This window comes from Mycolicibacterium moriokaense, assembly GCF_010726085.1.
Taxonomy (GTDB): Bacteria; Actinomycetota; Actinomycetes; order Mycobacteriales; family Mycobacteriaceae; genus Mycobacterium; species Mycobacterium moriokaense.
The window spans coordinates 3,833,485-3,855,384 of the sequence record NZ_AP022560.1; the positions used below are offsets into that span (position 1 = coordinate 3,833,485).

Annotated in this window: 22 protein-coding genes; 9 read left to right on the top strand and 13 right to left on the bottom strand. The window is 68.1% G+C overall.

Annotated elements, in window-relative coordinates; all coding sequences use genetic code 11:
- Positions 1–43: 43 nt before the first annotated feature.
- The gene (locus G6N43_RS18755; RefSeq protein WP_083149619.1) at positions 44–1,987 is read left to right on the top strand and encodes a gamma-glutamyltransferase family protein; all 1,944 of its coding nucleotides are present in this window, start codon (positions 44–46) and stop codon (positions 1,985–1,987) included.
- Positions 1,984–2,454: a GNAT family N-acetyltransferase gene (locus G6N43_RS18760; RefSeq protein ID WP_083149620.1), complete on the top strand. Its 471-nt coding sequence runs from the start codon at positions 1,984–1,986 to the stop codon at positions 2,452–2,454. Before G6N43_RS18755 ends, G6N43_RS18760 begins: the two co-directional genes overlap by 4 nt.
- Here G6N43_RS18760 and G6N43_RS18765 read toward each other — a convergent pair.
- The 5 genes from G6N43_RS18765 to G6N43_RS18785 form a co-directional block, all read right to left on the bottom strand.
- Positions 2,441–2,890 (bottom strand): PH domain-containing protein, encoded by a 450-nt coding sequence (locus G6N43_RS18765; RefSeq protein ID WP_083149621.1) that lies wholly within the window; start codon positions 2,888–2,890, stop codon positions 2,441–2,443. The genes G6N43_RS18760 and G6N43_RS18765 overlap by 14 nt on opposite strands.
- Positions 2,887–3,369 (bottom strand): 6,7-dimethyl-8-ribityllumazine synthase, encoded by a 483-nt coding sequence (gene ribH, locus G6N43_RS18770; RefSeq protein ID WP_083149622.1) that lies wholly within the window; start codon positions 3,367–3,369, stop codon positions 2,887–2,889. The genes G6N43_RS18765 and ribH overlap by 4 nt, the downstream gene beginning before the upstream one ends.
- Entirely contained in the window at positions 3,366–4,691 is a 1,326-nt protein-coding gene (locus G6N43_RS18775) for a bifunctional 3,4-dihydroxy-2-butanone-4-phosphate synthase/GTP cyclohydrolase II (protein WP_083149765.1), read from the bottom strand. Before G6N43_RS18775 ends, ribH begins: the two co-directional genes overlap by 4 nt.
- Before the next feature lie 65 nt (positions 4,692–4,756).
- Positions 4,757–5,377 carry a riboflavin synthase gene (locus G6N43_RS18780; RefSeq protein WP_083149623.1) on the bottom strand — a complete coding sequence of 207 codons (621 nt, stop codon included), beginning with the start codon at positions 5,375–5,377 and terminating at the stop codon, positions 4,757–4,759.
- A gap of 9 nt (positions 5,378–5,386) precedes the next feature.
- On the bottom strand, positions 5,387–5,878 hold the full coding sequence (locus tag G6N43_RS18785; protein ID WP_083149624.1) for a GNAT family N-acetyltransferase: 492 nt from the start codon (positions 5,876–5,878) through the stop codon (positions 5,387–5,389).
- A gap of 63 nt (positions 5,879–5,941) precedes the next feature.
- On the opposite strand from G6N43_RS18785, the gene G6N43_RS18790 reads away from it, so the two are divergent.
- From G6N43_RS18790 to G6N43_RS18810, 5 genes are all read left to right on the top strand, one after another.
- A complete protein-coding gene (locus G6N43_RS18790; protein WP_083149625.1) occupies positions 5,942–6,634 on the top strand; it encodes an LppX_LprAFG lipoprotein in 693 nt (230 codons plus the stop codon).
- Complete coding sequence (locus G6N43_RS18795) at positions 6,634–8,340, top strand: MFS transporter (protein WP_083149626.1); 1,707 nt, start codon at positions 6,634–6,636, stop codon at positions 8,338–8,340. The genes G6N43_RS18790 and G6N43_RS18795 overlap by 1 nt, the downstream gene beginning before the upstream one ends.
- A gap of 360 nt (positions 8,341–8,700) precedes the next feature.
- Positions 8,701–9,264 carry a type 1 glutamine amidotransferase domain-containing protein gene (locus G6N43_RS18800; RefSeq protein ID WP_083149627.1) on the top strand — a complete coding sequence of 188 codons (564 nt, stop codon included), beginning with the start codon at positions 8,701–8,703 and terminating at the stop codon, positions 9,262–9,264.
- 60 nt (positions 9,265–9,324) lie between these two features.
- Positions 9,325–10,374 carry an ABC transporter permease gene (locus tag G6N43_RS18805; RefSeq protein ID WP_083149628.1) on the top strand — a complete coding sequence of 350 codons (1,050 nt, stop codon included), beginning with the start codon at positions 9,325–9,327 and terminating at the stop codon, positions 10,372–10,374.
- A gap of 3 nt (positions 10,375–10,377) precedes the next feature.
- Positions 10,378–11,385: an ABC transporter ATP-binding protein gene (locus G6N43_RS18810; protein WP_083149629.1), complete on the top strand. Its 1,008-nt coding sequence runs from the start codon at positions 10,378–10,380 to the stop codon at positions 11,383–11,385.
- Here the strand turns inward: G6N43_RS18810 and ribD are convergent.
- The 8 genes from ribD to G6N43_RS18850 are packed head-to-tail and all read right to left on the bottom strand — an operon-like array spanning position 11,366 to position 20,531.
- Positions 11,366–12,367: a bifunctional diaminohydroxyphosphoribosylaminopyrimidine deaminase/5-amino-6-(5-phosphoribosylamino)uracil reductase RibD gene (ribD, locus tag G6N43_RS18815; RefSeq protein ID WP_083149630.1), complete on the bottom strand. Its 1,002-nt coding sequence runs from the start codon at positions 12,365–12,367 to the stop codon at positions 11,366–11,368. The two genes, G6N43_RS18810 and ribD, sit on opposite strands and share 20 nt — an antisense overlap.
- On the bottom strand, positions 12,364–13,041 hold the full coding sequence (gene rpe / locus G6N43_RS18820; RefSeq protein ID WP_083149631.1) for a ribulose-phosphate 3-epimerase: 678 nt from the start codon (positions 13,039–13,041) through the stop codon (positions 12,364–12,366). The genes ribD and rpe overlap by 4 nt, the downstream gene beginning before the upstream one ends.
- Positions 13,042–13,046: 5 nt before the next feature.
- A complete protein-coding gene (locus G6N43_RS18825) occupies positions 13,047–14,432 on the bottom strand; it encodes an RsmB/NOP family class I SAM-dependent RNA methyltransferase (RefSeq protein ID WP_083149632.1) in 1,386 nt (461 codons plus the stop codon).
- On the bottom strand, positions 14,429–15,358 hold the full coding sequence (gene fmt, locus G6N43_RS18830) for a methionyl-tRNA formyltransferase (protein ID WP_083149633.1): 930 nt from the start codon (positions 15,356–15,358) through the stop codon (positions 14,429–14,431). Before fmt ends, G6N43_RS18825 begins: the two co-directional genes overlap by 4 nt.
- Before the next feature lie 19 nt (positions 15,359–15,377).
- A complete protein-coding gene (locus G6N43_RS18835; protein WP_083149634.1) occupies positions 15,378–15,914 on the bottom strand; it encodes a LemA family protein in 537 nt (178 codons plus the stop codon).
- The gene (locus tag G6N43_RS18840; RefSeq protein ID WP_083149635.1) at positions 15,908–17,728 is read right to left on the bottom strand and encodes a DUF2207 domain-containing protein; all 1,821 of its coding nucleotides are present in this window, start codon (positions 17,726–17,728) and stop codon (positions 15,908–15,910) included. The genes G6N43_RS18835 and G6N43_RS18840 overlap by 7 nt, the downstream gene beginning before the upstream one ends.
- A 37-nt stretch (positions 17,729–17,765) precedes the next feature.
- The gene (locus G6N43_RS18845; RefSeq protein WP_083149766.1) at positions 17,766–19,712 is read right to left on the bottom strand and encodes a primosomal protein N'; all 1,947 of its coding nucleotides are present in this window, start codon (positions 19,710–19,712) and stop codon (positions 17,766–17,768) included.
- A 54-nt stretch (positions 19,713–19,766) separates the two neighbouring features.
- Positions 19,767–20,531 carry a lysoplasmalogenase gene (locus G6N43_RS18850; RefSeq protein WP_083149767.1) on the bottom strand — a complete coding sequence of 255 codons (765 nt, stop codon included), beginning with the start codon at positions 20,529–20,531 and terminating at the stop codon, positions 19,767–19,769.
- On the opposite strand from G6N43_RS18850, the gene G6N43_RS18855 reads away from it, so the two are divergent.
- Positions 20,494–21,444, top strand: a complete 951-nt coding sequence (locus G6N43_RS18855; protein WP_083149636.1) for an alpha/beta hydrolase — start codon at positions 20,494–20,496, stop codon at positions 21,442–21,444. The two genes, G6N43_RS18850 and G6N43_RS18855, sit on opposite strands and share 38 nt — an antisense overlap.
- Positions 21,441–21,836, top strand: coding sequence for an ester cyclase (locus tag G6N43_RS18860; RefSeq protein WP_083149637.1), 396 nt, complete (start codon positions 21,441–21,443; stop codon positions 21,834–21,836). The genes G6N43_RS18855 and G6N43_RS18860 overlap by 4 nt, the downstream gene beginning before the upstream one ends.
- Positions 21,837–21,900: the final 64 nt, after the last annotated feature.

Here is a 21,900-nt window from a genome sequence, read left to right on the forward strand (position 1 = left end):
TTACTGCCGACCTCGGACGCGTCCGATCAACTACCGTCGGGTGATGCGGATCTCATCGCTGACCAAGGTGATGGCACCGCTGACCGGGGTTGCGCTGGTGCTGGCCGGCTGCGCCGCCGACGACAGCTCCCGGCCGAGCGCCGCGGGGCCGTGCGCGATCGTGGCCAGCGGAACCCCGGCGCCCAAGACGTCCGCCTCGGCGCCGGCCACCGGACCCCGGGACATCTCCACCAACCCCGAGGTGGCGACCGGCTACCGCACGGACATGACCGCGGTGCACACCAGCCACTATTCGGTGGTCACCGCCAACCCGCTGGCCACCCAGGCCGCGTGTGAGGTGCTCCGCGACGGCGGGACCGCCGCCGACGCCCTGGTCACCGCACAGCTGGTGCTGGGGCTCGTCGAGCCACAGTCCTCCGGCATCGGCGGCGGCGGGTTCCTGCTGTACTACGACGCGTCAGCGGGTTCGCTGGAAGCGTACGACGGACGCGAGGTCGCACCCGCCGCCGCGACCGAGAACTACCTGCGCTGGGTCTCCGATACCGACCGCACCGAACCCAAACCCGACGGCCGCGCATCGGGACGTTCCATCGGCGTGCCCGGCATCGTCCGCCTCATGCAGGACGTCCACGCCGAACACGGCAAGGCCGGCTGGCGCGACCTGTTCACCCCGGCCATCACCCTCGCCGACGACGGCTTCGACATCAGCCCGCGGCTGGCGGCGGCCATCGCCGATGCCGCACCAGGGCTCAAGACGGACCCCCAGGCAAGCGAGTACTTCCTCAATCCCGATGACAGCCCAAAGACCGAAGAGACTCGGCTGACCAACCCTGCCTATGCAAAGACGTTGGGCGCCATCGCATCTGATCCGCAGGCGTTCTACACCGGTGCGATCGCCGACGCCATCGTCGACGCGGCGGCCGACACGTCCGGCGGCCGGACGCCGAGCCTGATGACCACTGAGGACCTCGCCCGCTACACCGTCAAGAAGCGCGAACCGCTCTGTGCGCCGTACCGCGGCAGGCAGATCTGCGGCATGCCGCCTCCGTCGTCGGGTGGGATCACGGTCGCTGCGACGCTGGGCATATTGGAGCATTTCGCCATGGCCGAGCAGGGGCCGAGCGACGTCGATCTCAACGGTGGCAGACCATCGGTGATGGGTGTCCACCTGACCTCGGAGGCCGAACGGCTGGCCTATGCCGACCGCGACAAGTACGTGGCCGACACCGATTTCGTGCCGCTGCCCGGCGGCTCGCCGAACACGTTGATCAACAGTGACTATCTGGCGGGCCGCGCGCGGCTGATCTCCGAACAACGCTCGATGGGGACGGCTCAGCCGGGCGTATTCGGCCCGCCGACCAGCCCGGCACCACCGACCCCGGAGCACGGCACGAGTCAGGTCAGCATCATCGACTCATACGGCAACGCGGCGTCGCTGACCACGACCGTCGAATCGGCATTCGGGTCGTACCACATGGTCGACGGGTTCATCCTGAACAATCAGCTCACCGACTTCTCTGCCGAACCGGCCGGACCCGACGGTGCTCCGATCGCCAACCGGATCCAGCCCGGCAAGCGGCCGCGCAGCTCGATGGCGCCGACACTGATCTTCGACGGCCCCGTCGCGAACGGCGGCCGGCTCTATTCGGTACTCGGTTCGCCGGGCGGTTCCGTCATCATCCAGTTCGTCGTGAAAACGATTGTCGCCATGCTGGATTGGGGCCTCGATCCGCAGCAGGCGGTGTCCGCCGTCGATTTCGGGGCGGCGAACACGCCCAAGACGAACATCGGCGGTGAGCATCCCGTCATCGACACCTCCGACAACGGCGATCACGATCCACTGGTGACCGGTTTACGAGAACTCGGGCATCAAGTCGATCTCGCGGATCAGTTCAGCGGTTTATCCGCGATCATCCGCACCGACACGGGCCTGATCGGTGGTGCCGACCCTCGCCGCGAGGGGCTGGTGATGGGCGACACCAAGTGACCGTGCGGATCACCCGCCTGACCGAGTCCGACTGGCGGGCGTTCGCCGTGATTCGGTTGCGCGCGTTGACAGAATCGCTGGGCGAAAAGGATCCCCAGTACCGGAAGGAGGTCGCGTTCACCGCTGCGCAGTGGCGGCGCCGACTCCGGGACCACGCACAGTTCGCGGCGCTGATCGACGACCGCCCCGTCGGACTGATCGCCGCCCAGCGGGAGAACCCGGACTCGGTCTACCTGTACTCGCTGTGGCTGGACCCCGCCGCGCGAGGACGCGGCCTGGCCCGCCACCTGGTCGCCGCGGCGGTGGACTGGGCACGCGAACAACGCGCGCGGACCATCACGCTGCGGGTGGCCTCCGACAATGCGCCGGCTCGCGCCGTGTACCGCAGCTTGGGGTTCGCCATCGCTGCGACGGCCGAAAATGCCGGGGCGCACGACGAAGTCGCGATGACGCTCAGCGTGAGTTGATGGCCTTGTAGCACTCGATGAGCTTACGCACGGTGTCCATCGCCTCGACCGCACGTTCCTTGTCGACGGCCTGTATCGCCAGCGCCGGAACGTATTCGTCGTCGGGCAGGTCGACACGCGCCCAGCGCGCGCCTCGGTGGAATGACACATCGACGACGTCCGACCACGGAATCAGCCGATAGGTGAACAGGTTTCGCACCGCGATGCCGCCGGCGCCAACCCGCAGTCTGGGGCGGGTGAACAGCAGGACCACTCCGGCGATGACGGCGCCCAGCACGGCGATCGCCACCTGATCGGCGGTCTGGAAGATGACGCCCGTCGACGCGATCTTCAGCAGCGCACCCATCGTGATGTGCGCCGCGAGGATGAGCGCCGCCGCGCCGTAGGCGAAATACGTTGTGAGATGGGGTCGTATCTCCACATCCCAGTCACTCATGATCGTTCACGCAGGTCTCGCAACGTCAGCGCGGTGGAGATCGCCGCCGCCGCCGCTTGAGCGCCCTTGTCCTCGGTCGAATCCGGCAGTCCGGCGCGATCGAGGGCCTGCGCTTCGGTGTTCGTGGTGAGCACCCCGTTGGCGACCGGGGTCGACGAGTCCAGCGACACCCGGGTGAGCCCCTGTGTGACGGCGTCGCAGACGTAGTCGAAGTGCGGCGTCTGACCGCGAATCACCACACCCAGCGCCACCACCGCATCGTGGTTGGCCGCCAATGCCTGTGCGACGACGGGGATTTCGATCGCACCGAGGACACGGACGACGGTCGGGTTCTCGATTCCGGCGTCTGCGACGACCTTGCGTGCGCCGTCGAGCAGCGCGTCGCAGATGGTTTCGTGCCACGTGCTGGCGACGATGGCCAGCTTCAATCCAGCGGCGTCGAGCTGGGGCAGATCGGGGACGCCTGCGGCAGGACTCACAGGGCTCCGCCGAGATCGCGCTCCGGCGGTGTGCGATCGCCGAGCAGATACACGCCCTCTTCGTAGGAGTCCATGGTGACGGCTTCGTGGTACTCGTCGAGACCGATGAGGTCGTGACCCATCCGGTCGCGCTTTGTCATCAGGTACCGGATGTTCTCGGCGTTGGCGCGCACCGGCAGCGGCACACGCTCGATGATGTGCAGTCCGTAACCGTCGAGCCCGACCCGCTTGGCGGGGTTGTTGGTCAGCAGCCGCATCGACCGCACACCCAGGTCGACGAGAATCTGGGCGCCGATCCCGTAGTCGCGCGCATCGGCGGGCAGGCCGAGCTTCAGGTTGGCGTCGACCGTGTCCTCGCCTGCGTCCTGCAGCTGATACGCCTGCAGCTTGTGCATCAGGCCGATGCCGCGGCCTTCGTGTCCGCGCATGTACAGCACGACACCGCGACCCTCGCGGGCGACCATCGCCAGCGCGGCGTCCAGCTGCGGGCCGCAGTCGCAGCGCCGGGAACCGAACACGTCACCGGTGAGGCATTCCGAGTGCACACGCACCAATACGTCATGGCCGTCGCCGTGCGGTCCCGCGATGTCGCCCTTCACCAACGCGACGTGCTCGACGTCCTCGTAGATGCTGGTGTAGCCGACGGCGCGGAACTCGCCGTGGCGGGTCGGGATGCGGGCCTCGGCGATGCGCTCGATGTGCTTCTCGTGCTTGCGTCGCCACTCGATGAGGTCGGCGATCGAGATCAGGGCCAGATCGTGTTCGTCGGCGAAGACCCTCAGCTCGTCGGTCTGCGCCATCGCGCCTTCGTCCTTCTGGCTGACGACCTCGCAGATCGCACCGGCGGGCTGCAGACCGGCGAGGCGGGCCAGATCGACCGCGGCCTCGGTGTGCCCGGGACGACGCAACACGCCACCGTCCTTGGCGCGCAGCGGGACGACATGGCCGGGGCGGGTGAAATCGTCGGCGACGCTGGTCGGATCGGCGAGCAACCGCATCGTGGTCGCGCGGTCGGAAGCCGAAATACCCGTTCCCACACCCTTTTTCGCATCGACGGTGACGGTGTAGGCGGTGCCGTGCTTGTCCTGGTTCACCGCGTACATCGGCAGCAGGCCGAGCTTGTCGCAGATCGAACCGTCAAGCGGCACGCACAGGTAGCCTGACGTGTAGCGGACCATGAACGCGACGAGCTCCGGAGTCGCCTTCTCGGCGGCGAAAATCAGGTCGCCTTCGTTCTCGCGATCCTCATCGTCGATGACCACCACGGCCTTCCCCGCGGCGATATCGGCAACCGCCCGCTCCACGGTGTCCAGCCTCGTCACCACATCAGTATGAACCACCGGAGGCCAAGTCTTATTGCCACTCCCCTGACCAGCGACTTCGGCGGTCAGTCACCCATGGCGTCGATGGTGCCGTCCTTGGCGTCCAGCAACCGCTCGACGTACTTGGCGATGATGTCGACCTCGAGGTTGACGGGAGTGCCCACCTCGGCCTGCCCGAGCGTCGTCAACTCGAGCGTCGTCGGAATCAGGGAGATCTCGAACCAGTCGTGGCCCACCGCTGAGACCGTCAGCGATACCCCGTCGACGGTGATCGAGCCCTTCTCGACCACATACCGGCTCAAGGCCATCGGCAGCGCGATCCGCACCACCTCCCAGTGCTCGGCGGGCGTACGCGCGATCACGTGGCCGGTTCCGTCGACGTGGCCCTGCACGATGTGACCGCCCAGGCGGCTGTTCACGGCAGCGGCGCGCTCCAGGTTGACCCGGCTGCCCACACCGACGCGTCGCAGGCTGGATCTGTTCAGCGTCTCGCCCATGACGTCGGCGGTGAACGCACCGTCCGGACGCACCTCGACCACGGTGAGGCAAACACCGTTCACCGCAATGGAGTCGCCGTGGCTGGCATCCGAGGTGACGACGGGCCCCCGGATGGCAAACCGAGCGAAATCGCCTAGGTCTTCCTTGCCGACGACTTCGCCCATTTCTTCGACGATTCCGGTGAACACGCCGCCAGACTAATCCCCGGACAGGCGCTTCTCACCGAAGAACGTCGCCACCGGATTGCCGTTGAAGTTGTCGATCTCCCGGTAGCCCTGGGCGAGATAGAGGTCGCGGGCGTGTGGCTGCCGCGGTCCGGTGTCGAGCCGGACGACGTCATAGCCGATGCGTTGCGCCGCGTCCTCGAGAGCGCGCAGGAGCGCCTTCGCGATGCCCTGGCGGCGCGCGGCGGGGACCACATACATCCGCTTGATCTCGCATGCGCCGTCGCAAAGGCGTTTGATTCCGCCGCCGCAGACGGGTTGACCATCGCGATACCCGACCAGATACGTCCCGGTGGGCGGGCTGAGCTCCGCCGGCCCCGCCGCAGGCATGTCCGGCGCTGTGAGGTCGAGTCCGTCACCCACGTCCCAGTAAAGCTCGCGAATCTCTTCGACCATCGCGGCCAGTAGCGCAGCGCCGTCGCCGTGCTCCGAGGAGACATGACGAAACTCCAGCTCAGCAGCCATATTTCCACTTCTACCCGCGCCCGCCGACCCCGTCCACGTGAGCCGACCCACTACGATGCAGTCATGCCGACCCGCCTCTTGGCGATCTTCGCCGCCCTCGTCACCGCCGCCGCTCTCCTCGCAGGGTGCTCCGGGTCCGAGGACAACAAGAACCTGCCCGACGCCGCGACGCTGCTCAAGCAGTCCGCCGAAACCACCAAGGCTCAGACGAGCGTGCATCTCCTGCTCACGGTGCAGGGTTCCATCGCCTCGTTTCCGATCGAAACCCTCGAGGGTGACCTGACGACCCAGCCTGCGGTCGCCGCACAGGGCAAGGCCGACATCCTGTTCCTCGGTCAGAAGCTGCAGGGCGTGAACTTCGTCGTCGTCGACGGCATCCTGTACGGCGCCATCACGGCCGGCACGTTCCAGGACTTCGGCCCGGCCGCCGACATCTACGACGCCTCGGTGCTCCTGTCACCCGACAAGGGTCTGGCCAACGTGCTGTCCAACTTCTCCGACCCCAAGGCCGAGGGCCGCGAGACCATCAACGGTGTCAAGACGGTCCGCGTGACGGGCACCGTCAGCAAGGACGCCGTCGACAAGATCGTGCCGCAGGTCGGGGCCACCGGCCCGGTGCCGGGGACCGCCTGGATCGCCGAGGAAGGCAACCACGAACTGGTGCAGGCCAAGCTGGACCCGAGCAAGGACACCAGCCTCACGATGACGTTGTCGGACTGGGGTAAGCCGGTGACGGTCACCAAGCCGGCCGTCTGATGGCCGCCTCGCCCGAAGCCCCGACCGAGGTCGCCGCCCCGGCGGCAAAGGGCAGGCGCATCGCGATCAGCGCGGGCAGCCTTGCGGTGTTGCTCGGTGCCCTCGACACCTACGTCGTGGTCACGATCATCCGCGACATCATGGTCGACGTCGGCATCGGCATCAATCAGATCCAGCGGGTCACGCCGATCGTCACCGTGTATCTGCTCGGCTACATCGCGGCGATGCCGCTGCTCGGTCGGGCGTCGGATCGGTTCGGTCGAAAGTTGTTGCTACAAGCCAGTCTTGCGGGTTTCGCCGTTGGTTCGGTTGTCACGGCGATGTCGACAGATCTGGACATCCTCGTCATCGGCCGGTTGATCCAGGGCATCGCCAGCGGCGCTCTGCTACCGGTCACGCTGGCGCTGGCCGCCGACCTGTGGGCCGCCCGCAATCGTGCGGCCGTGCTCGGCGGTGTGGGTGCGGCGCAGGAACTGGGCAGCGTGCTCGGACCCATCTACGGCATCAGCCTGGTCTGGCTTTTCCACCATTGGCAGTCGGTGTTCTGGGTCAACGTGCCGCTCGCGCTGATCGCGATGGTGATGATTCAGTTCAGCCTGCCGTCGCGCCTGAAGACCGACCATCCGGAGAAGGTCGATGTCGTCGGCGGTCTGCTGCTCGCGATCACCCTCGGCCTGGCGACCTGGGGCCTGTACAACCCGGCCCCCGACGGTAAGCAGGTGCTGCCCAGCTACGGTCCGCCGTTGATCATCGGCGCAGTGGTTGCGGCCGTGGCGTTCTTCGTGTGGGAGCGGTTCGCGCGCACCCGGCTGATCGAACCCGCAGGCGTGCATTTCCGGCCGTTCCTCGCCGCGCTGGGCGCCTCCCTGGTTGCGGGGGCGGCGCTGATGGTGACCCTGGTCAACGTCGAACTGTTCGGCCAGGGCGTGCTCAACCAGGACCAGAACCAGGCCGCCTTCCTGCTGCTGCGCTTCCTCATCGCTCTTCCGATCGGTGCGCTGCTCGGCGGCTGGATCGCCACCAAGGTCGGCGACCGAATCGTCGCGTGCGCCGGGCTGCTGATCGCTGCGGGCGGCTATTACCTGGTCGCGGGCTGGCGCGCCGATGTGCTGTCGGCCCATCACGACCTCGGGTTCATCACGCTGCCCATGCTGGACACCGACCTGGTGATCGCCGGCCTGGGTCTTGGCCTGGTCATCGGTCCGTTGACCTCGGCGACCCTGCGGGTGGTCCCGGCCGCTCAGCACGGCATCGCGTCCGCCGCGGTCGTGGTCGCGCGGATGATCGGCATGCTGATCGGCCTCGCGGCGCTGTCCGCATGGGGGCTCTACAAGTTCAACCAGTACCTGGAGGAACGGCTGGCGGCCCTGCCACCCATCAACGCCGACACCCCCGGTGGCCGATTCCTTGCCGAGACCACACGGCTGGCGCAGGCCTCCGTCGAGGCCTACGTGATGCAGTACGGCGAGATCTTCAAGATCACAGCCGTCGTGTGCGTGATCGGTGCCCTGCTGGCGCTGCTGATCAGCGGACGCCATGAGCACGCCGATGAGCCAGTGGTCGAACCGGTGGCCTCGCGTGTGGGCTCACCGGCCGACGACAAGCCGACGCAGGCCTTTGAAGCGCCTACCCAGCGGATATCGGGTCGGGCCGCCGACGAGACCGCGCGACTCGAGGAGCCGCGCGGCCACCACCGAGCGGACTGATCCGCCGGAGATCAGCAGCGCTCGAGTCCCCGCCCCATCAGGGTGGGTTCGGAAAGCTTTTGCGGCTCGTCATCAGTACCGCCCCGAAATGCGTCGCAAATCAAGGCTTTGAGATTTCGCGGATGCAACGGATTCGCGGGGCGATCGCTGAGCCAATCTTGCAATGCAGTCATGCTCGTCGTCCTTCGTTTCGTGCTCACACGCGCAACTCGTCGGTGAAAGCGCGATACGGCGATAAACACGGCCAGGCCTCGATGCCTGACTCTGGTACGAGTGTACCGACGCCGGGGCTCCGGTTTGCTGCTCAGCACGCCGGGTATGCGCGTGAGGAAGGCAACAATTTTCGGAGGACGAGAATCAATGGCAAGTTCACTTAGCGGCAAGAAGATCGCCTTTTTGGTGGCCCCCGAGGGTGTCGAGCAGGTCGAGTTGACCGAGCCCTGGAAAGCCGTGCAGGAGGCGGGCGGCACACCCGAACTCGTATCGACGGAAGTCGGCAAGATCCAGGCTTTCAACCACCTCACTCCGGCCGACACGTTCGAGGCGGACAAATCCGCCGACGCCGTCTCCGTATCGGATTACGCCGCGTTGGTGCTGCCGGGCGGAGTTGCCAATCCGGACTTTCTGCGCACGAACGGCGACGCCGTCGCCTTCGCCAAGGACTTCTTCGACGCGGGTAAACCCGTCGCCGTCATCTGCCACGCACCCTGGACCCTGGTGGAGGCCGACGTGGTACGCGGCAGGACGATGACGTCCTGGCCCAGCGTCAAAACCGACCTCGTCAATGCCGGGGCGAATTGGGTCGACAACGAGGTCGTCGAATGCTCGCGCGGCCCAAACACATTGGTTTCCAGCCGTAAGCCGGACGACCTGCCCGCATTCTGCAATGCCTTGGTGAAGGTCGTCGGCGGGGTCACATCGTAGAAGGTCACATCCAAGCCAAACCCGTCCCGCGAACGTGTCGGCATCGGTAACGTCGCCGCCATGCTGATGGCCGCGCTGCGCGACATGCAGTGGCGACGACGGCGATTCGTCATCGCGATCCTGTCCACCGCCATCATCTTCGCGATGACCCTCGTTCTGACCGGTCTGGCCAACGGGTTCCGGGTCGAAGCGGACAAGACCGTCGACTCCCTCGGCGTGGACCTGTATCTCGTCAAGGCGGGCGCCTCGGGCCCATTCGTCGGGGCGACGCCTTTCGCCCCGGTGGAATTACGCAGAGTCGCGCAGGCTCCCGGCGTGGAGGCGGCCGCTCCCCTCGCCTACGCGGGGGGTACGGCCACCCTCGACGGCTCGACGCGCAACGTGGACATCTTCGGTGCCCCCGAGAACGGTCCGGGCATGCCTGCGGTCTCCGAGGGACGCCCGCCGTCGACGCGCGACGAGGTGGCGGTATCGAGCACGCTGGGCCGAGGGATCGGTGATGAGGTGGAGATCGCCTCGCGCACGCTGCGTATCGTCGGCATCGTGGAGAACTCCACTGCGCTGGCCAACCTGCCCAACGTGTTCCTCACCACCGAGGGCGCACAGCAGCTTGTCTACGGTGGGGAGCCGTTGGTGGCATCGATCGGAGTGCGCGGCACGCTCGAGCAGCCACCGCCCGGCTACCGCGCGATCGACCGCGCCGGCGCCGTCGAAGATCTGTTGCGCCCCTTGAAAGTTGCCGTGAACTCGATCACGATCGTGGCCGTTCTGCTGTGGGTGGTCGCGGCGCTCGTGGTGGGGTCGGTGATCTACCTGTCGGCGCTGGAACGGCTGCGAGATTTCGCGGTGTTCAAGGCGATTGGGGTTTCCACCAAGAGCATCGCCGCCGGGCTCGCGCTGCAGGCGGTCATCGTCGCCCTGCTGGCGGCGCTTGTCGGGGCTGGACTTTCGATGTTGCTCGGACCGCTGTTCCCGATGCAGGTCATCATTCCAAGCCAGGCGTTCATCGCGCTTCCCGTCCTCGCCATCGTGATCGGGCTCATCGCCAGTGCGACGGGGCTGCACCGGGCCGTCTCGGTCGACCCAGCCATCGCGTTCGGAGGTCCCTGAGCCGTGGGCGATCTCAGCATCCAGAACCTGGTGGTCGAGTACAAGGGCCGCGCCGACACCGTCCGTCCCATCAACGGTTTCAACCTCGATGTGTCCGCCGGTTCACTAGTGATCCTGATGGGCCCCAGTGGGTGCGGCAAGACGACGCTGTTGTCGTGCCTCGGCGGCATCCTGAAACCCACCTCGGGCGCCATCAAGTTCGGCGATGTCGACGTGGCGTCGCTCACCGGACACGAGTTGACCAAGTACCGCCGCGAGACCGTCGGCATCGTCTTCCAGGCCTTCAATCTCGTGCCGAGCCTGACCGCGTTGGAGAACGTCATGGTGCCGCTGCTGGCGGCGGGTCAACCGCGCCGGGCGGCGCGCAAACGTGCGGGACAGCTGCTCTCGCGGGTCGGCCTCGAGGACCGGGTATCTCATCGGCCGGGTGATCTCAGCGGAGGCCAGCAGCAACGGGTCGCCGTAGCGCGTGCGATCGCGCTCGATCCCCCGCTGATCCTGGCCGACGAGCCCACCGCGCACCTGGACTTCATCCAGGTCGAGGAGGTGCTGAAACTCATCCGTGAACTCGCCAGCGGCGACCGGATGGTGGTCGTGGCGACCCACGACAGCCGGATTCTGCCGTTGGCCGACCGCGTCGTCGAGCTCGTTCCGGAGTTCGCGTCGACGGAACGGCCCCCCGACACCGTCGAGCTGGAAGCCGGCGAGGTGTTGTTCGAACAGGGCACGATGGGTGACCTGATCTATGTCGTCGCCGACGGCGAGCTCGAGATCGTCCGCGAATTGCCCAGCGGCGGTGAGGAACTGCAGAAGGTCGCCAAGGCCGGGGACTACCTCGGCGAGATCGGCCCGGTGTTCCATCTGCCGCGTTCGGCGACGGTGCGGGCGCGCACCGCCGCGACGGTCATCGGGTACACCGTGCGTGCATTCCGGGAACGTCTGGGCGCCAACGGTATACGCGACCTGATCGAGCACCGGCCGCTGAAACCGACTAGTTCGGTACCAGACTGAGCAGGACGTCCGGACCGATCGTCTCGACACCGTCGAAACGCCAGCGCTGTGCGTGTGCGATCGACAACACCCCGACGTCGTCGACCGCGGTGATCGGGCCGCCCAACAGAATCGGCCCGATGTAGGCCAGGATCCGGTCGATCGCACCGGCACGCAGAAACGCACCCGCGAGCGTCGGCCCGCCCTCGAGCAGCAGATCGGTGCGATCCGAAAGCGCCTTGATCACCTCGTGCGGATCCCGCGTCCGAATCACCATCGTCCGGGAGTCATCGTTGAGAATCTTTGCCTCGGGATTGATCTCGCGCTCCCCGACAACGACGCGCAACGGCTGCCGTTCAGCGAGAGATCCGTCGGGCAGCCGCGCGGTCAGCAAGGGATCGTCGGCGAACACGGTGCCCGTGCCGACCAGCACCGCATCCGCCACGGCGCGCCTGCGGTGCACATCGGCCCGCGACGCCTCACTGGTGATCCACTGACTGGAACCGTCCGCCGCGGCGCTGCGGCCGTCCACGCTGGTCGCGAATTTCCAAGTCACGTGCGGTAACCCGGTGCGCTGCTTGTGCAGCCACTCGCGCAGCGGTCCGCGGGAGACCTCGTCGCGTAACACGCCCCCGACCACCTCGAGCCCGAGGTCGACCAGTCGCGCCGCACCCCCGGCCGCGACCGGATTCGGGTCGGTGACCGCGTATGCCACCGCCGAAATCCCGGCCGCCACAAGGGCGTCCACGCAGGGCGGGGTGCGGCCGTGGTGATTGCACGGTTCTAGCGTCACCACCGCCGTGCCGCCGACGGCGCGCTGCCCGGCTCGACGCAGGGCAAGCACCTCGGCGTGCGCTCCCCCGGGCGGTTCGGTCGCTCCCACCCCGGCGACCTCGTTGTCGCTGTCCAGGATCACCGCGCCGACCGGCGGGTTGGGATACGTGGCGCCCTTGACCCGTTCGGACTGCTCGATCGCCAGCCGCATCGCGGCCTCAAGGTTCATAGGCATAGATGCTTGGACGCCGCACCCGCCTGGCGGCGCAACGACTCCACGGCGGCGGCGGGGTCCTCGGCGCTGTAAACCGCCGAACCGGCGACGAAGCAGTCCACGCCGGCCTCGGCCGCCTGTTCGATGGTGTCGGCGTTGATGCCGCCATCGATCTCGACCACGATCGTCAACTCACCGGAATCGACCAGACGGCGGACAATGCCGACCTTCGGCAGCACCTCGGGGATGAACTTCTGGCCACCGAATCCCGGTTCCACCGACATGATCAGGACCGTGTCGAACTCCCGCAGGATTTCCAGGTAGGGCTCGATGGGTGTGCCTGGCTTGACGGACAGGCCCGCCTTCGCGCCCGCGGCGCGGATGTCGCGCGCGACCCCGACCGGGTTGTCGGTCGCCTCTGCGTGGAAGGTGACGTTGTAGGCGCCCGCCTCCGCGTACGGCGGCGCCCACCGGTCGGGGTTGTCGATCATCAGATGGCAGTCCATCGGGATGTCGGTCCGCTTGAGCAGAGCCTCGACGACCGGCAGCCCGATCGTGAGGTTGGGCACGAAGTGGTTGTCCATGACATCGACGTGCAGCCAGTCCGCACCGGCCACCGCAGCGGCCTCATCGGCCAGCTCCGCGAAGTCGGCGGCCAGAATCGACGGCGCAATCATCGGCTTCGACATGCGCCTCACCCTACTTTGAGTGCGGCCGCGAACATCGCATCGGTGCCGTGCCGATGCGGCCACAACTGCACATACGGTCCGTCCCCGAGCCCTGCCACGGGGGCGAAGAGTTCCCGCGTGTCCATCGCGGACACCGGATGCCTGCGCAGCGCATCCGCGACGATGCCGACGGTCTCGGCAAGGTGCGGCGAGCAGGTCGCGTACAGCACCACACCGCCGGGGCGCGTCAGCCGGATCGCCGAGGCCAACAGCTCGCGCTGCAACTTGGCCAGCTGCGGAACGTCGGCAGGCACCCGCCGCCAGCGCGCCTCGGGCCTGCGCCTCAACGCCCCCAGCCCGGTGCACGGCGCATCGACAAGGACCCGGTCGAAGCCGGGGTCCAGCCCCGGATCCCGGCCGTCGACACGCCGGACGTCGACCGGAAGTCCGGCGGTGTTCTGCTCGACGTAGTCGGCGCGCCGCGGGGCGGGCTCGACGGCCGTGACCCGCCCATCCCCGACGAGCGCCCCCAACAGCGCGGTCTTGCCGCCCGGCCCGGCGCAGAGGTCGAGCCACCGTCCGGTATCCGGGCCGTCCAGTTCGGCCAGCGCCAGCGCACGGGCCACCAACTGGCTGCCCTCGTCCTGCACGAGTGCGGCACCATCGCGGATCGGGGCGAGCTGACCGGGGTCACCGCCGGACAGATACACCGCGTACGGCGAGTAGCGGCCCACGGTGCCGCCGACCTGCTCGGCCAACTGCTCCGCGGTCAGCCCCCCGGGTCGGGCGGCCAGATGCACCGACGGCCGCTCGTCGTCGCTGGCGAGCAACGCGTCCAACTGCCCGGCGTCGGCGCCCAGCGCATCGGCGAAGGCCTGTGCGATCCAGCGCGGGTGCGCGTGGACGAAGGCCGCGTGGCCGATCGGATCGGTCTGCGCGTCCGGCGCGAGTTCGTCGACCCAGGACTGCTCGTCGCGTCCGGCGATGGTGCGCAGTACGCCGTTGACGAAACCCGCTCGGGCCGAGTCGAATTCGACACCTGCCTGTTCAACGGTGGTCGACACCGCGGCGTGTTGTTCGACCCTTGTCCGCAGCAACTGGTAGGTGCCGAGGCGCAGCAGGTCGAGCAGTACGGGGTCGATCTTGTCCGTCGAACGTCCCGCTGCCGCACCGATGATCGCGTCCAACAACCCGCGGGTGCGGCACGTACCGTAGGTGAGTTCGGTCGCGAAAGCGGCGTCGCGGCCGGTGATTCCGCGATCGCGCAATATCGCGGGCAGTGCAAGGTTGGCGTACGCGTCCTTTTCGGAGACCGCGCGCAGCACGTCGAAGGCGGCGCGGCGCGCCGGGTCGAGTTGCTTGCGCCGCGGGGGTCGCCTGTTCTTGTGGGGCTTGTTGGTCTTCGGGGTCATTCGGCGCGCCTAGTTCCGTCGAGCCGAGCGCCGCGGGCCCAGTCGGCGGCGTTCATCGGCTTCTTTCCCGGGGCCTGGACGACGCCGAGCACGACCGGTTGCGAGCCGGTGCCGACGCGCACCTCCTTCCGCCCAACCTGGATTGCGCCGGGCGGCAACGGGTCCGCGGCTTCGTCGACAGTCACGGGCCCGAGCTTCACGCGCAGGTCACCGATCATCGACCAGGCGCCCGGATTAGGCGTGACGGCGCGGATCCGTCGCTCGACGACGTGGGCGGGCAGGTCCCACCGCACGCGGGCCTCCTCGACGGTGATCTTCGGTGCGATGGTGACGCCGTCGGCCGGCTGCGGCACGGGTGTCAGCGACCCGTCGGCGATGCCGTCGAGGGTAGTCGCCAACAGCTGCGCCCCCGAAATGGACAGCCTCTCAAGGAGTTCGCCTGCGGTGTCGGTGGGCTGGATGGTCTCGGTCACCACGCCGTACACCGGCCCGGAGTCGAGCGCCGGTTCAATCTGGAAGGTCGTGGCCCCCGTCACCGTGTCGCCCGCGGCGATGGCCGCCTGCACCGGGGCTGCCCCGCGCCACGCGGGCAGCAGCGAGAAATGCAGATTTATCCAGCCGCGTTCCGGCACGGCGAGCAGTTGCTCTTTCAGCAGTGCGCCGTATGCGACGACGGCACAGCACTCGGGCGCCAGTGCGGCAAGCTCGGCGACGAATTCCTCGGAGTTAGGTCTGCTCGGGCGCAGCAGCGGGATGCCGTGCTCGAGCGCGTAGCGCGCCACGGGTGACGGTGACGGCTTGCCGCGCCGGCCCGACGCGGCATCAGGGCGGGTCAGTACGGCGACGACGTCGTGACGCGGCGATTCGACGAGCCGCGCAAGCGAGGGCACGGCGGGCTCGGGGGTACCGGCGAAGACGAGGCGCACCGAGCCAGTCTAGAAGCGCCTATTTCGGCGTCTGGTAGTACTCGCGCTCTTCCACGCCGGTCAGCGGTGCGACGAACATCCACGGGATGGAGCTGAGCAGCCGATTCAGGGTAGCCACCGAATCGTTGTAGTACTGCCGGGCGAACGCCAGCTTGTTCTCGGTATCGGCCAGGTTGTCCTGCAGGTTGAGGAAGTTGTTCGACGAATTGAGCTGCGGGTAGTTCTGGCCGAGCGCCAGCAGCGGCACCAATGCGTTGTCCAACTCCTTCTCGGCGGCGCTGCGCTGCGCCACCGACTTGCCGCTGGTGGCCGACGTCAGCGCGGCGCGGGCGTTGGTGACGTGATCGAGGATGCCCTTCTCATGCGAGGCGAACGTCTGCACCGTGTGCACCAGGCTGGGGATCAGTGAGGCCCGCCGCGTCAGCTCGACGTCGATACCCGACAGCGCCTCGTTCACCCGCACATCCGCGGAGCGGATCTTGTTGTAGCCCAGCACGAATACGATCAGCGCCGTCAACGCGATGACCAGCAGGATGACGAGCAGCAATCTCACCATGATCCGCCTCCTCCTCCTCCTCCGCCGCCGCCTCCACCGCCGCCACTGCTGAAGCTGCTGCTACTGCTGCCGCCACTGGAGGACGACGCCTGGGATGCGGTGTACGCGCCGATCGACGATGTCAATGCCGACTCGAAGCTGTCGAAGTCCGCCCCGCCGGAGCTGCCGACGAAGGCTGCGCCGGTAGGGGACGTCGTGTGATACCAATCCGGTTGCGGCGCAGGGGTACCCGTCGCCATCTCGTACTTCTTCGCCCACAACGCCGCGGCACCCGCGGCCACCGCATACGGGACGTAGGCCGAGTACAGGTCCTTGCGGGCGCCGAAGTCGAAGCGGGCCTCGGCCGAGTCGGTGGTCAGCATCCGGTGGAATCCGCCTGCACGAGACCACAATTCGCGGCCGGCCTCGGTGCGCCGGGTTCCTACCCCGTCTTTCCAAGACGCCGCGGAGAACAGGAAGAATGCCGCGAAAGGCAGCGCCCACATGGTGGTAGGGAAGCCCCAGCGGAAGAACCCGAAGATCATGAGGATGAAGGCGATCGCATTGGCGGTGCGCACCCACAGTTCCTTCTTGCGCTTGACCATGAGCCCGTCGCCGAAAGCCCACTTGGTCACCGCCGCGGTCATATCCGTCTTCGCCCTCTCGAGCTTCTTGCCGGCTTTGACGGTCGGCTTGGCGTCGAAATCTCTGCCAGGGCCCTGTACGTTGAGCGCCGAAGCGACGGCATTGCTGACCGGGTCGACGTCGGCCCAGGGACCCCATTCGGTGACGTTGCTGCGGATCTTCCAGTGCTTCTCACTGATCTGCCGCATATCGATCAGCCCTCGTTCGGCGAGGTAGAACAGCGTGGCGGTCAGGCCTTTCTTCGGCACGCTCTCGGTGCGGATGTACTCGGTCTGCACGGGCCCGAGACCCGGCGGCGGCGCGTACTGCAACGGAAAGCCGGGTGAGGGCTCAACAGTGGTGCGGTAGTACAGGATTCCGCCGATCGCGCCCGCGACGGTGAGCGCGAGCACCCACACCACGCCGGACACCGACTGGCCGAGCACGCGGTCCCACACGTAGGACCACGGCACCTCGGCCCGGGGTGGGGTCGGCACGTCGACACCGGCGCGCAGCGTCACCGGGGTTCGCGGCGGCAGATCCGTCGCCGACAGCCTGACCCTGGTTCCGTCGATGGTCAGGTCCTCGCAGGCGCTGCCGACGCCGAAGCCCACCGAGCACTGGGCGCGGTCGACCGCACCGGGCAGGGTGACCGTGACATCCGCGCGTTCGATCTCGTTGTTCCACGCCTGCGCGATGACATTCCAGTAGAAGACCGACGGCGAATCGGTCGCTTGTCCGGTCGACGAGGCGAACAACTTGCCCGCGCCGGTGCTTCCGGGATCGAGCACGCCATCGATGTTGTAGCGGATCTCGAAGACATGCGTGCCGTAGCTCAGGTACTCGTCCGGATCGCCGATCTTCGCCACCCGGAATCGTTCGCCGCCCTCCCAGAGCATCTGGTAGGGCGCTGGTTGCCCGTCGAGCAGGATCGAGGTGACCTCCGGTATCTGGCGCACCCCAGGATCATTCGGATTGTCGACCGCCCAGTACTTGAACAGCCCGTGCCGTCCACTCGGAAATTCGGCGGTGATGGTCTCGACCGCGTCGAGGCGCCCGCCCGCGCTGACGATCAAGTCGACCTCGTAGTGACTGAAAACCACCGGGTCGGAAACCTCGGACGCGTCGGCGCCGGGCCGGAACACCACCGGCCACAGCACGCCAACGGCGATGAGCGCCAACGGAAACAGCATCGAGAACAAACGCCGCACGCCGACCTCCTGTCCGATGCGCCGATAGGTGCCCGGATTACCCTATGTGCAACGGGTCGATTTGCACACGAACTGGCTCGTTATCGCGTCGCGCGCTGAGCACACCCGCCGCGCGTCGAAGCGCCGCGGCAAGGGGTAGTCCGGCGTCGCGCGGCACCCGCACCAGCATCCGAACGACCGGTTTCTCCGGCGCAGTGCCGGGCGGTCGACGCACACCGAGCGGCAAGTCAACGGGTCCGAGGGGCTCGGCACCGGCGGGCAGGTCCGCGGTTTCGACCATCGCGCGCACCGCATCGGGCGAGCCGTCGATGACCGCCATGTGCACAGCTGGCGGTAGACCGACCTCGGCGCGGGAATCGAGTTCGGCGTCGGCATGGCCGACGGGATCCCAGCGGATCAGCGACTGCACGGTCGGTATCGCCGAATCGGCGACGACGGCCACGATTCCGCCGTCGCCGCGGTTGCGGACCAGCGCGGCGGCCGCCATCCACCGGCGCAGTGCGTCCTCGGAGGCGCGGAGATCCTGGCGTCCGAGCAGCGCCCACGTGTCCAACAGCAGCGCGGCGCCATAGCCGCCCGCTGCGACGGGTTCCGCGCCCGGTGTCGACACCACGACCGCCGGCTCCCCCGGCACTGCGGCCACCATCGCGTCGCCACCCGATGTCACCACGGGCACACCGGGAAACGCGCGTCCCAGTTCCTCGGCGGTTCGCCTGGCACCGATGACGACGGCGCGGACGGCGTCAGATCCGCAGCGGGTACACCGCAGCGCGGGCTCTTCTCGGCCACACCACCGGCACAGCGCCCCCGCGGAGTCCCGCGCGGGCAGCGACAGCGGACCGGTGCAGTACCGGCAGCGCGCCACGGTGCGGCAGCGACCGCACGCCAGCGCAGGGACATAGCCGCGGCGGGGCACCTGGACGAGCACGGGGCGACCCGACCCGAGTGCCGTGCGGGCGGCCTGCAGCGCCATCGACGGCAGCCGGGCTGTTCGTGCGGCGGGATCGCGTTCCTGCTCGTATCCGCTGTCCTCGAGCGCGACGATCCGCGGCGACCGAGCGCGCACCTCCTGCCGTGTGGCCACCAGATCGTGCGCCCAGCCGCTACGGACCAGCGCCTGCGCCTCCGCGGTGCGGGCGTACCCGCCGATGAGGGCGGCACAGCGCACCTGGTGGGCGCGCAGCATCGCCACCTCCCTGGCGTGCGGGTAAGGCGTGCGTGGCTCGGCGAGCGTGTCGTCGCCGTCGTCCCACACCATCACCAGGCCGAGGTTGGTCACCGGCGCGAACGCCGCGCTGCGGGTTCCGATCACGATGCGGGCAGCGCCGCGCAGCACCGACAGCCACCGCCGGTAGCGCTGTGCGGGACCGAGACCGGCGGACAACGCCACCACACGAGACTCGTCGTAGAGGGCGACGGCGGCGGCGTGCACCGCATCGACATCGCGCTGATCCGGCACGATCACCAGGGCGGCGCGGCCGGAATCGGCCGTCACGGCGGCCAGTTCAGCGAGGCGCTGCGCCCAACGCTCGCCCGGCAGGGCCTGCCACACCGCCCGCGCGGCACGCCCCTCGTGCAGGGCAGCGACGTACTGTTCGCCGCCCCGGTACGCCAGCCACGCCGAGGTGTCCACCACGGTGGCGGACGGCGGCTTCAGCTCGGGGGGCGTCTGCTTCTCGACGTTGGCATGCCGCGGCGGAACCGCGAGGCGCAGGACGTCGGCACGGGTGCCCGCATAGCGCGCGGCGACGGCGTCGGTCAGCCTGCGCACGTCGGGGGTGAGTACCGGTTCGGCCGACACGACGCGGTCCAGCCAACCGAGCTTGCCGACATGGTCTGTGCCCGAACGTCTTTCGAGGACGAACGCATCCACCAGCCGACCGTGGAACCGCACCCGCACCCGCACGCCGGGCTGGGCGTCGTCGGACTGGTCCGCGGACACCAGGTAGTCGAACTCGCGGTCGAGGTGCGGCACCGTCAGCATCGGGAGCACGCGCGCGATCGGCTCGTGCTCGGCCTGCTGCCGGTCGGTCACCACCTATGAAGTGGTAGCAGACCGCACCGACGGCGTTGTCCCGCGGCCGAAGAAGAAGCCCGCGGTGATGAGCACCAGTGACGTCGCATAGGCCCACCAGATCGGCACGGCGAGCACCTCGTTCCCCAACACGAACTTCGAGATGCCGATCATGGAATCGGACACCGCGAAACACACGGCGCCGAGTGCGGTCCACGGGGTGGGCAGCCGGGCCATCAGCGCCGCGCACACCATCGCGCCGAGGACCGCGATGTACAACGTGACCGGTACCGCCATCCCCTCGGCGATCAGCCGCGGCCAGAACCACACCAGCAGGGCGATGCAGGCGGCCACCAGGACCGCTGCGGCCGCCAACCGGGGCCCCGACCGGCGGGCCAATGGAAGCAACGCGGCCAGGAAGCACAGATGCGCCACCAGGAAGGCCCCGAGACCCAGCACAAACGACGGCTCCCACCACGGCATCGCCAGCAGGTAGTCACCCGCGGCCGAGAAGATCAGCGCCGCAACGAGCCAGCGCCGCTCGCGGGCGATCGGATGCGTCAGCGCGGCACCGGCCAGCAGCACCGCCGCGGCCGCCTTGACCGCGGGCTGCAGCGCGAACTGGCCGGTCAGCTCGGCGCCGGACGGCAGGCGCAGCGCCGTGACGATCAGAAATACGCCGTAAACGGCGCCGACGACCGCGGCCGCCACCCACAGAAGCCTGGTTCGCGGGTGTGCGTACCGTGTCCCCATGTCAATCGCTGAGGAGAAGCCGGCCGTCGACGCCATTCTGCTGAAGGTAATGGAAGCGGTTCCGTTTCAATTGACAACCGACGGAGGAGTCGAGGAGGCGCGGCGGCGGTTCCGCGAGATCCCCCGTCTCGAGGTCCATCCCGAGGTGCGCAGCGAGGACCGCGCGATCGACGGACCCGGGGGTCCGATTCCGGCTCGGGTGTACCGTCCGGCCGCCGACAACGACACCCCGCTGCCGGTGGTGCTGTTCATCCACGGCGGCGGGTGGTCGGTCGGCGATCTGGACACCTACGACGGCTTCGCGCGGCGGCACGTGGTCGGCGGGGACGCGATCGTCGTGTCGATCGACTACCGGTTGGCGCCCGAGCATCCCTACCCCGCCGCCGTCAACGACGCCTGGGCGGCAACGCGATGGGTGGCCGAGCACGCCGCCGAGCTCGGTGCCGATCCGGGTCGGCTGGCCGTCGCAGGCGACTCCGCGGGCGGCAATCTGGCCGCCGTGGTGTCTCAGCTGGCGCGCGATGCCGGTGGACCGCGAATTGTGTTCCAGCTGTTGTGGTATCCGGCGACGACGTTCGACACGTCGCTGCCGTCGTTCAGCGAGAATGCCAACGCGCCGCTCCTCGACCTGGAGGGCTGCAAGGGCTGCAGCCGTTGGTACATCGGCGATCTCGACATGACGGACATTCCCGCGACGCTGGCGCCCGCCCGTGCCGGCGACCTGACGGGACTGCCGCCTGCCTACATCGCGGTCGCGGGCCACGACCCGCTGCGCGACGACGGTGTGCGATACGCCGAGCTGCTCTCCGCCGCAGGTGTGCCCGTTGAGCTGCACAATGCCGAGACGCTCATCCACGGCTATGCCGGGTATGACGGCGTGGTGCCGGCGGCCACCGAGGCCGTCGAGCGGGGCATGAACGCCCTACGGGCGGCGTTGCACTCCACGTGACCAATTCCGTCGATATCGTGCACCGCTTCTGGGACGAGGTGTGGAATGCCCACGACTCGTCGGCGGTGGACCGGTTCGTCGTCGACGATTTCGTGATCGTCACCGGCGGTCAGGCGGTCACCGGCCGCGAGAACTTCAAGAAGTGGATCGACGGATTCCTCGCCAAGATGGCCGATCTGCACCTGGAGGTCACCGAGTCGTTTCAGAACGCGGACGGCAGCCGGGTGGTCTCGAGGTGGCTGCTCACGGGCCGGAACAACGGTTTCGCGGGCACCGCGCCCGATCAGCAGCCGATCGAGATGACCGGCACGGCGGTGTGGGCGGTGCGTGAGGACGGCAAGCTGCTGAGCAACCACGTGAGCGGTCCGCGCTGGAGCAGTATCAGCGTTTGAGCGCGGGATAGACGCAGGGCTACCGAACAGAGGGGCGGGCGTTTAGCGTGGGCCATGGAGCAAC

What these genes read in the sequence shown, in the direction of transcription:
- G6N43_RS18800 (WP_083149627.1), top strand. Translation starts at nt 8,701, where the DNA reads ATGGCAAGTTCACTTAGCGGCAAGAAGATCGCCTTTTTGGTGGCCCCC.
- G6N43_RS18790 (WP_083149625.1), top strand. Translation starts at nt 5,942, where the DNA reads ATGCCGACCCGCCTCTTGGCGATCTTCGCCGCCCTCGTCACCGCCGCC.
- G6N43_RS18805 (WP_083149628.1), top strand. Translation starts at nt 9,325, where the DNA reads ATGCTGATGGCCGCGCTGCGCGACATGCAGTGGCGACGACGGCGATTC.
- G6N43_RS18795 (WP_083149626.1), top strand. Translation starts at nt 6,634, where the DNA reads ATGGCCGCCTCGCCCGAAGCCCCGACCGAGGTCGCCGCCCCGGCGGCA.
- rpe (WP_083149631.1), bottom strand. Translation starts at nt 13,041, where the DNA reads ATGTCGAAGCCGATGATTGCGCCGTCGATTCTGGCCGCCGACTTCGCG.
- ribD (WP_083149630.1), bottom strand. Translation starts at nt 12,367, where the DNA reads ATGAACCTTGAGGCCGCGATGCGGCTGGCGATCGAGCAGTCCGAACGG.
- G6N43_RS18855 (WP_083149636.1), top strand. Translation starts at nt 20,494, where the DNA reads ATGTCAATCGCTGAGGAGAAGCCGGCCGTCGACGCCATTCTGCTGAAG.
- G6N43_RS18825 (WP_083149632.1), bottom strand. Translation starts at nt 14,432, where the DNA reads ATGACCCCGAAGACCAACAAGCCCCACAAGAACAGGCGACCCCCGCGG.
- G6N43_RS18845 (WP_083149766.1), bottom strand. Translation starts at nt 19,712, where the DNA reads ATGCTGACGGTGCCGCACCTCGACCGCGAGTTCGACTACCTGGTGTCC.
- G6N43_RS18785 (WP_083149624.1), bottom strand. Translation starts at nt 5,878, where the DNA reads ATGGCTGCTGAGCTGGAGTTTCGTCATGTCTCCTCGGAGCACGGCGAC.
- G6N43_RS18755 (WP_083149619.1), top strand. Translation starts at nt 44, where the DNA reads ATGCGGATCTCATCGCTGACCAAGGTGATGGCACCGCTGACCGGGGTT.
- G6N43_RS18850 (WP_083149767.1), bottom strand. Translation starts at nt 20,531, where the DNA reads ATGGCGTCGACGGCCGGCTTCTCCTCAGCGATTGACATGGGGACACGG.
- G6N43_RS18835 (WP_083149634.1), bottom strand. Translation starts at nt 15,914, where the DNA reads ATGGTGAGATTGCTGCTCGTCATCCTGCTGGTCATCGCGTTGACGGCG.
- G6N43_RS18765 (WP_083149621.1), bottom strand. Translation starts at nt 2,890, where the DNA reads ATGAGTGACTGGGATGTGGAGATACGACCCCATCTCACAACGTATTTC.